An 8,493-nucleotide genomic window follows, 5' to 3' on the forward strand; every position below is an offset into this window, starting at 1 on the left:
ACCAAGTTTTTGTTTTAAAGTTGACCTTAATATGTTAGAATATTGCTTGAACAAGGTGGTATATTATGAGAATTATAGGTGGCACTCATAGAGGAAGAAAAATCAAATCAGTAAAAGGCATAGATACGCGTCCTACAAGTGACTTCGTAAGAGAAGCTTTATTTAATATAATTGGAGATAGAGTACCGGGCAGCAACTTTCTAGACTTATTTGCAGGTACTGGTGCCGTAGGCATTGAAGCGTTAAGCCGGGGAGCCAATAAGGCGGTATTTGTTGAAAAAAATCCAGCGGCTTGTGCAGTAATTAATCAGAACCTTCAAGCTTTAAATTTTGTCGACAAAGGCCTAGTTATTAAAGATGATATTATTCATGGTATTGAAAAATTAGCTTTAGAAGGAAACATTTTTGACATAATTTTTTTAGACCCCCCTTATTATAAAAATCACATAGAAAAAACTTTGAACATTTTAAAAGCCAGTAGCATCGCTGCTTCAATAGTAATAGTTCAGCATCCAAGGGATGAGTCATTTGCATTTGATGGATTTTCATGTTACAAGAACAAAAATTATGGCCGAACTGCATTAACGTTTTTGGTGAAGGAGTGACTGACATTTGAATATTGGAATATATCCTGGAAGTTTTGATCCGATTACTTACGGTCATTTGGATATTATCGCGAGAAGTGCAAAACTATTTGATAAGTTAATTGTAGCAGTCCTTTCAAACCCTCAAAAAAAGCCGCTGTTTACTGTAGAAGAGAGATTGGAGATGATAAAAGAGTCGGCAAAAGATATCAAAAATATTGAGGTAGATAGTTTCTCAGGCCTACTCGTTGATTTTGCTCGATTAAAACAGGCTAGAGTTATAGTTAAAGGTTTAAGGGCTGTGTCTGATTTTGAATATGAGCTTCAAATGGCCCTTATGAATAATAAGCTAGATAATAAGATCGAAACCATTTTTATAATGACCAGTACAAAATATTCATATTTAAGCTCCAGCATAGTGAAAGAAGTGTCTCGATTTGGAGGTTGCGTCAAAGACTTGGTTCCACCAATTGTAGAAAAACGGTTAAGGCAAAAATTTAACATTAAGTGATTTTGAAAAAGGTTAAAGGGGGTTTTCTAAGTGAAATGTATTAAAATTATTGAGGATCTTCAAAGTTTAATAATTAACAGTTCGAAGATTCCGCTTTCAAATAAAGTGGTTGTTGATCAAGAACAGGTTTTAAATTTGCTTGATGAGCTTTTAAGAGAATTGCCTGAGGATTTAAAGGAGGCCGAAAAGATCATTCAGAACAGGCAGAAGATATTAATTGAGGCCCAACAAGAGAGCGAATTGATACTTAAAGAAGCTCAAGCTAACATTGAAAAGATGGTAAACCAGAATGAAATTACTAAGCTTGCTAGAGATAAGTCGGATCAAATATTGGCCTTTGCCAAACAAACAGCCCGAGAGCTGCGGGCTGGTGCAAATGCATATGCTGATGAAATTTTAGAAGATGCTCAAAATTGCCTGGAAAAATTATTGGAGACCTTAAAAAAGAGCAGAGAGGAACTAAAACAAGCTAACTAAATCATTTCTTTACAACCTTAAACCCAATAATATTGAGACTTTTGATCAAATGAGTTATTATAGCTGCAAAAAGCACCAAGATAAGCAGTAGGACGAAAACCTGTGTAGAAATTTTAAAAATATACATCCAGCTTTCAGATGTGGTTGATGGAGACATGGCAAAAGCAGGTATTACTAGCGATTCAAAACTGCCGACTGGCATTGTTATCATTATATATGTTATGAGACCTGCGAGAAAGGCATGAATTACTCTAGCAATGACATAAGGTGCCATTTTTATATCTGTATCACTTACCATACTCATAACCTGAAAATGGACAGATAAACCGCTCCAGGCAATTATGCTGCTTACCATTATGACTCGTTGTGAAAGTGGAGCACTAGCATTACTTGCTAACTGACAGCCAATAGTCGTTTCGAAAAATCCACTGACAACAGCAGGTGCTAAGCTGCTATCGAAGCCGAAAACTTTAAGAATGGTTTCCACAAAAGGGCTTACTATATTTATTAATCCTGCTACGGTTACAATTCTTATGACAACTGAAAACAACATTATAAATCCAAGTATTAATAACAATGAGTTAACGGAATCTCTAATACAATCGCCCAAAAGTTTTCCAAAGGGTCTGTTGTCTTCTTTGCGCGCCCTAATGAGCTCTCGAGTAGCTTTTAATATAATTCCTTGTTGAGGGCCGTATGTTGCCGGAGGAGGAGTAATTTCCTTGTTTCGTGCATAAAGACGCATTAAAAATCCCAATATTAAAGTAGAGATATAATGTGCAAGAGCAATAATAGTGCCCAGTCGTACGTCTTTTAGCATTCCCACTGCAACAGCTCCTACCATAAAAAGGGGATCTGCTGTATTTGAAAATGACATGAGACGTTCTGCTTCCCAAGTGTTGCATAATTTTCTTTTGACCAATTTTCCTGTAAGCATAGCACCAACAGGATATCCGCTGGCAAGGCCCATGGCCATGACAAAGGAGCCCGCACCTGGCACGTTAAACAGGGGGCGCATAAAGGGTTCCAACAGTACCCCCATAAAGTGAACTACGCCAAGGCCCATTAAAAGTTGTGAACCTATAAAAAAAGGCAGCAGAGCGGGTAATACTATTGTAAACCATACATCAAGGCCATTTACTGCGGCATTAAAAGCTTCATCGGGAAATCGAACAATAGAAATAGTAATAACAACTGCTAAAGCAGGTAAAAATAACTGATTTATTTTTGATAAATTATGATATTTATTTTTTATGTTCATTCTCGGGCCTCCCAAGTGTAATTTTGATAATGTCAATATAATATATATTGCTTGGGAGTATTTATTATTCTTATCTTATTTCAGAAAGAGGAGACAGGAGAGATGTTCAATAGACTGAGAAAAAAATCCTTACAGTTAATTGTTTTAACTTTAATCTTGTTGTTTGGCTTAAACTTCTATTTAGCTCAAAAGTATACGATAATGGCTCCTGGTATTGCCGTAGATTTAAAAGAAATAGTGACAGTTGAAAATGGGTCAAAAGATAAGGGGTCTTTTTTTTTGACGACGGTATCAAGTCATACGTTAAATCTTCCTTTGTTGATATATGCTGCTATAGATCCCAATGTTGAAATTAAGCCAAAAGAACAAGTGATACCACCGGGCTGGGACTTGAAACAGTATATGGATTATATGAAAAAATGGATGCAGGAAAGCCAAAAAATAGCTGAAGTGGTTGCTCTAAAAAAGGCAGGGTATGATCCACAGATACTAGGTGATGGGGCACAGGTAGTTGAGATCATGCCGGATAGCCCTGCAAAGGGGAAATTGATGCCTGGTGATATAATAAAAAAGGTGGATAATGAGCAGGTTAATATAGCGGAAGAGGTAGTTAATAAAGTTGCAAGTCGTGGCATAGGAAATATGGTAGAATTGGAATTTGAGAGAGAAAACAAGACAATGACTGTGACATTACCAACTATCGAAAGCAAAACTGAACCGGGCAGATCTATAATAGGAATATATATAACTACGCTTAATTGGAAACCAATACTGCCTTTAAAAATCGAGATAAATACCGGTGAAATAGGTGGGCCCTCTGCAGGAAGTATGTTTGTAATGGAAATTTTAAATCAACTTACTCCAGAGGATTTGACAAAGGGTCGAAAAATCGCTGGAACCGGAACCATCAGTATAGATGAACAAATAGGGGAGATAGGTGGTGTAGAACAAAAAGTTGTGGCAGCGGTTAGGGCAGGTGCCGAAATATTTTTTGTGCCCGAAAAAAATGCAGAAGCTGCTATGAAAGCAGCTGAAAGGTTTGACATGGAAGTTGTTTCAGTGAAGACCTTGGATGATATCTTAAATTACTTAGAAAAACTATAGCAAATAACTTTCCTCCTAAAATCTGATGCCCCTGTTCTTAAATTTGGATCCTCATATGCAAGGCTATAGATATCAGAGGAGAACAAATCTCTTTCAAACATGGATTTTGCCCGTTGGTCAAGTTTTTTAAAGTGTGAAGTTTTGGTGATTATAGGGATACTGGCATTTTTACTTATTTGTTTTAGTAGTAAAGCTCCCTTTTCGGAAAAACCCAAAACCCTAATATAGTATGGTGACCTGCTTTCAACCATTTCTTTCGGTATATCCAGTAATATCTGTATTAGTATCCTTTGAATTCTTGTGGCTGGGTACCTTTTTGATTTTATCTGTGAAATTAACTGATCAAGATTGCTGCAAGTTTGAGCTGCTTTCTTTATTCGATTTTCGAGACCTTCTCGCACATCAAAAAATTTTTTGAGTTCATGGGTTTTGATGTGGCGCAGTATATACAAAATAACAGTTTCAAAATCCTGCAAAAAAACCGGATTGTGATGATGTTTGATTTCTTTGGCAATTACTTGAAGGGTTAAAGTTGGCAGGTGGCTAGCAATCTTATCCATAAAATCCTGTCGATTTGTAATTATTGTTTGTCTTATGGCAGATGCGCTAACGTAATCTTCTGTAAGTGTCTTATCGTGGTACTGGTGGCCCTTTCGGATTACAGGAAATATGGTAAAGCTGGCGCCTAATTTGTTTATTGCTTTAACATATTCAGTGGCTAAAATGAAGTTTGGCTTATTCAGCAATTTTGATATAAGTTCCACATTCAAATTTAAATTATTTAAGGTAATGTACTTTGCTATTGCCATTTCCCTGGCTTTAGGGAAAGACAGACCTTTTTGCAAAAACTCATTTAAAATAGATTTAAACGAGGAAGGCTCCTCTGACAATAATTTTCCTAAAAAGATAAGTTCGTGTTCGTGATATTCTTCAACTCCAAAACTTAAAGTGTTGACTACCCCAGTTTTTAATAACAATTTTATGGCACTTTCTGCAAAAATTTCTGCGGTCGCAGTGGAAAAACAGACAGGCAGTTCTACGACCAAATCAACACCTGCTCGGAGGGCCATTTCTGCCCTAGCCCATTTGTTAAAAATTGCCGGTTCTCCCCTTTGAACAAAATTACCGCTTAAAGCTACAACAATTGCATCAGGCTTTAATACTTTTTTTACGGTATTTATTTGGTACAGATGACCTTTATGAAAAGGGTTGTATTCTGCGATAATACCAACTACATTCAAAAATTGCACCTCCCGATGGGCTTTTGACTATTATATAACAAAAAGCAAAAAATATTAAGGAGGAATTTTTTTGTGTTATATAGAAGATAAAATTTGCTAAACAAAAAAACCCAGTTGACAAGAATATCGATAAATTTACATTAAAGCCAAATATATTTAAAAATTTATGGTATAATTGTTAAGGTGCTTGCAAACTAAAAAAATAAGTTTAATTAATTTAAAAATAAAATTTTGATATAAGAGGAAGGAGTAATTAAAATGGAATTTATCCAGAAAATAAGGCAGCGCGCTAAAGAATCACCGAAAACCATAGTGCTGCCGGAGGCAACGGATGAAAGAGTTCTAAAAGCCACAGAAATCATTGTTAAGGAAAAATTAGCAAAACCAGTATTGTTAGGAAACAAACAAGAGATTTATAACATTGCAGATGGACTTGACCTTTCCAATGTCGAGATAATAGACCCTGCTACAGATTCAAAAGCAAAAGATTATACCGAACTTTTGTACGAGCTTCGCAAACATAAAGGTATGACCATGGAGAAGGCTGAAGAACTAGTAAAAAATCCAATATGGTTTGGTACTTTGATGGTAAAAAATAAAGATGTAGACGGGATGGTGGCTGGTGCAGCAACTGCAACAGGTGATGTATTTAGACCTGCTTTTCAAATTGTAAAGACAGCACCGGGCATAGGAGTAGTTTCCAGTGCATTTATGATGATTGTGCCCAATTGCGAATTGGGTTCAAAAGGTCATTTGCTTTTTGCGGATTGTGCTATAAATCCAAATCCTGATGCTAAACAACTGGCGGAAATTGCTATAGCCACTGCCAAGACATGGAAAGCATTAATGGACGACGAGCCAAAAGTTGCAATGCTGTCTTTTTCAACTAAAGGAAGTGCTCAACACGAAATGGTAGATAAAGTAGTAGAAGCTACCAAATTATTAAAACAACAGGCTCCAGAGCTGTTAGCTGATGGAGAGTTGCAGGCGGATGCAGCTTTGATTCCAAAAGTCGGCAGTTCCAAAGCACCAGGCAGTCCAGTTGCTGGACAAGCCAATATCTTAGTATTTCCTGATCTTAACGCTGGTAATATCGGCTACAAGCTCGTTCAGAGGCTTGCAAAGGCTGAAGCTGTAGGTCCAATAAGCCAAGGCTTAGCCGCTCCAATAAATGATCTATCTAGAGGGTGCAGTGTTGACGACATTGTGAATGTGGTCGCAATTACAGCTTTACAAGCAAATTAAGAATAGTAGATCAACAATAATTTAGGAGGTTAGTGTCTTGAAAGTTCTCGTTATTAATTGCGGAAGCTCATCTTTGAAATATCAGTTATTTGACATGAATGACAAATCAGTCTTGGCCAAAGGTTTGGTGGAAAGGATAGGCCTTGAAGAAGGGACGCTAAAACATACGCCAAAAGGTATGGAGAAAGTTGTAATATCAGAAAAAATTCCGAACCATAAAGTTGCTGTAAAAATGATGCTGGATGCGCTTTTAGATGAAAATTACGGAGTACTTAAAAGTATCTCAGAAATTTCTGCGGTAGGCCATCGAGTTGTTCATGGTGGAGAAAAATTCTCCGGTTCAGTTAAAATTACTGATGAAGTAATGGCAGTTCTGAAAGAATGTGTTGATTTAGCACCTTTGCACAATCCTCCAAATATTATTGGTATTGAAGCAACTAAGGAGCTGCTGCCGGATGTTCCCATGGTTGGAGTATTTGACACAGCTTTTCATCAGACGATGCCTGAATATGCATATATTTACGGCGTGCCATATGAATTGTATAAAAAATATGGTGTTAGAAGATACGGTTTTCACGGAACATCACACCGTTTCGTGTCTGCTGAAGCCGCAAAAATGTTAAATAAACCTATTGAAGAGCTTAAGTTGGTTACATTGCATCTCGGCAATGGTTCAAGTATATCAGCCGTGAAAAACGGCAAGTCAATTGACAACAGCATGGGCTTTACACCCCTTGAAGGAATTTTGATGGGAACCCGTTGCGGTAATATTGACCCTGCTATAGTTCCTTTTATTATGGAAAAGGAAGGTCTATCTCTAGATGAGATCAGCAATTATCTTAATAAAAAATGCGGCGTATATGGAGTATCAGGTGTAAGCAGCGATTTTAGAGATTTAGAAGAAGCAGCTATAAATGGAAATCCTCGTGCTCAACTGGCATTACAAATTTTTGCTTACCAGGCCAAGAAGTTTATCGGTTCATATGCGGCTGCGATGAATGGCCTCGATGCCATCGTGTTTACCGGAGGAATTGGAGAAAATTCATACGTAGTAAGAAATATGATATGCGAAGATATGGAATACTTTGGCATAAAAATAGATGAAGAGAAAAATAAAGTTCGAGGAAAACAGGCAGATATTTCTTCTGAAGATGCCAAAACAAAGGTACTTGTCATCCCCACAAACGAAGAATTGATGATTGCACTGGATACTGTTGCTTTAGTCTAAGATTACTTGACACAAGTTTTTTATGAATATATAATAAGATGTGACTTTCTTGAGGTGACTTTTTGTGAAACTTAATTTGTCCGGAATAAGGGACACAGCGGGCGGTATTTCTGAATTTGATTTTGAGGAGCGGACTGTAGACTTTGATTTTGACCGGGAAGATATAAAAAATCTTGGTCCGGTGAGGGTAAAAGGTCAAATAGAAAATTTGGGAGGCGGGTTATTTCAAGTTACAGGGCAGATAGAAGCAACTGCAGATACCCTGTGTTATAGATGCCTTACAGCAACCCAAATCAGTTTAAAGATAGATTTTTTATCGAAGTTTAAAGACATGGTTTCTGAATCTAAAGAAGATGAAGAAGATGAAGAAGATGAAGACATTCTTGAGCTTCATGGCGATGATGTAGATTTATATCCGTTGATATTAGAAGAAATTATCCTCAATTGGCCAAGCCAAATTTTTTGCAAAGATGATTGCAAGGGCTTATGTCCAAATTGCGGTGTAAATTTAAACACGACTACCTGTAAATGCGAAACAAATAATATAGATCCGCGCCTTGCAGTGTTGAAGCAATTGTTAAAGAGTGATTAGTTGGAGGAGGTGTTGTAATGGCCAATCCAAAACATAAATCTTCTAAATCAAGGACCCGCTCAAGAAAAAGTAACTGGAAGCTAAGGTTGCCGTCAATTTCAGAATGCCCCCAGTGCCACGAGCCCAAACTGCCTCATAGGGCATGCCCAAGCTGCGGGTACTATAAAAATCGCGAAGTAATTGAAGTTAATGCCAATTAAAAAATTAGACTAAAAAAATACCTTCGCTTTTGATATGCTCCCTTTGGAGT

The 8,493-nt window shown here is 37.1% G+C and carries 10 protein-coding genes; 8 read left to right on the top strand and 2 right to left on the bottom strand.

The genetic code is table 11. The features are described 5' to 3' along the window. Nucleotides 1–65 precede the first annotated feature (65 nt). The 3 genes from rsmD to JT739_RS05795 are packed head-to-tail and all read left to right on the top strand — an operon-like array spanning nucleotide 66 to nucleotide 1,572. Nucleotides 66–605: a 16S rRNA (guanine(966)-N(2))-methyltransferase RsmD gene (gene rsmD, locus JT739_RS05785; protein ID WP_237660159.1), complete on the top strand. Its 540-nt coding sequence runs from the start codon at nucleotides 66–68 to the stop codon at nucleotides 603–605. Nucleotides 606–612: 7 nt separating this feature from the next. Next, nucleotides 613–1,095, top strand: a complete 483-nt coding sequence (coaD, locus tag JT739_RS05790) for a pantetheine-phosphate adenylyltransferase (protein WP_237660160.1) — start codon at nucleotides 613–615, stop codon at nucleotides 1,093–1,095. A 30-nt stretch (nucleotides 1,096–1,125) separates the two neighbouring features. After that, on the top strand, nucleotides 1,126–1,572 hold the full coding sequence (locus JT739_RS05795) for an ATPase (RefSeq protein WP_237660161.1): 447 nt from the start codon (nucleotides 1,126–1,128) through the stop codon (nucleotides 1,570–1,572). A gap of 1 nt (nucleotide 1,573) precedes the next feature. Here JT739_RS05795 and ylbJ read toward each other — a convergent pair whose 3' ends face one another. Continuing rightward, complete coding sequence (ylbJ, locus tag JT739_RS05800; RefSeq protein WP_237660162.1) at nucleotides 1,574–2,833, bottom strand: sporulation integral membrane protein YlbJ; 1,260 nt, start codon at nucleotides 2,831–2,833, stop codon at nucleotides 1,574–1,576. Nucleotides 2,834–2,935: 102 nt separating this feature from the next. Between ylbJ and JT739_RS05805 the strand changes: the two genes are divergently transcribed. Beyond that, nucleotides 2,936–3,937, top strand: coding sequence for a PDZ domain-containing protein (locus JT739_RS05805; protein ID WP_237660163.1), 1,002 nt, complete (start codon nucleotides 2,936–2,938; stop codon nucleotides 3,935–3,937). Here JT739_RS05805 and JT739_RS05810 read toward each other — a convergent pair. Then, a complete protein-coding gene (locus JT739_RS05810) occupies nucleotides 3,919–5,178 on the bottom strand; it encodes a nucleotidyltransferase (RefSeq protein WP_237660164.1) in 1,260 nt (419 codons plus the stop codon). The genes JT739_RS05805 and JT739_RS05810 overlap by 19 nt on opposite strands. 258 nt (nucleotides 5,179–5,436) lie before the next feature. Between JT739_RS05810 and pta the strand changes: the two genes are divergently transcribed. From pta to rpmF, 4 genes are all read left to right on the top strand, one after another. Next, a complete protein-coding gene (gene pta / locus JT739_RS05815) occupies nucleotides 5,437–6,423 on the top strand; it encodes a phosphate acetyltransferase (RefSeq protein ID WP_237660165.1) in 987 nt (328 codons plus the stop codon). A gap of 37 nt (nucleotides 6,424–6,460) precedes the next feature. Beyond that, entirely contained in the window at nucleotides 6,461–7,651 is a 1,191-nt protein-coding gene (locus JT739_RS05820) for an acetate/propionate family kinase (protein WP_255688418.1), read from the top strand. Between the two features lie 64 nt (nucleotides 7,652–7,715). Beyond that, on the top strand, nucleotides 7,716–8,243 hold the full coding sequence (locus tag JT739_RS05825; RefSeq protein WP_237660166.1) for a DUF177 domain-containing protein: 528 nt from the start codon (nucleotides 7,716–7,718) through the stop codon (nucleotides 8,241–8,243). Nucleotides 8,244–8,260: 17 nt separating this feature from the next. Continuing rightward, nucleotides 8,261–8,443 carry a 50S ribosomal protein L32 gene (gene rpmF / locus JT739_RS05830; RefSeq protein WP_237660167.1) on the top strand — a complete coding sequence of 61 codons (183 nt, stop codon included), beginning with the start codon at nucleotides 8,261–8,263 and terminating at the stop codon, nucleotides 8,441–8,443. Nucleotides 8,444–8,493 lie beyond the last annotated feature (50 nt).

The organism is Tepidanaerobacter sp. GT38 (genome assembly GCF_021991635.1).
Taxonomy (GTDB): domain Bacteria; phylum Bacillota; class Thermosediminibacteria; order Thermosediminibacterales; family Tepidanaerobacteraceae; genus DTU063.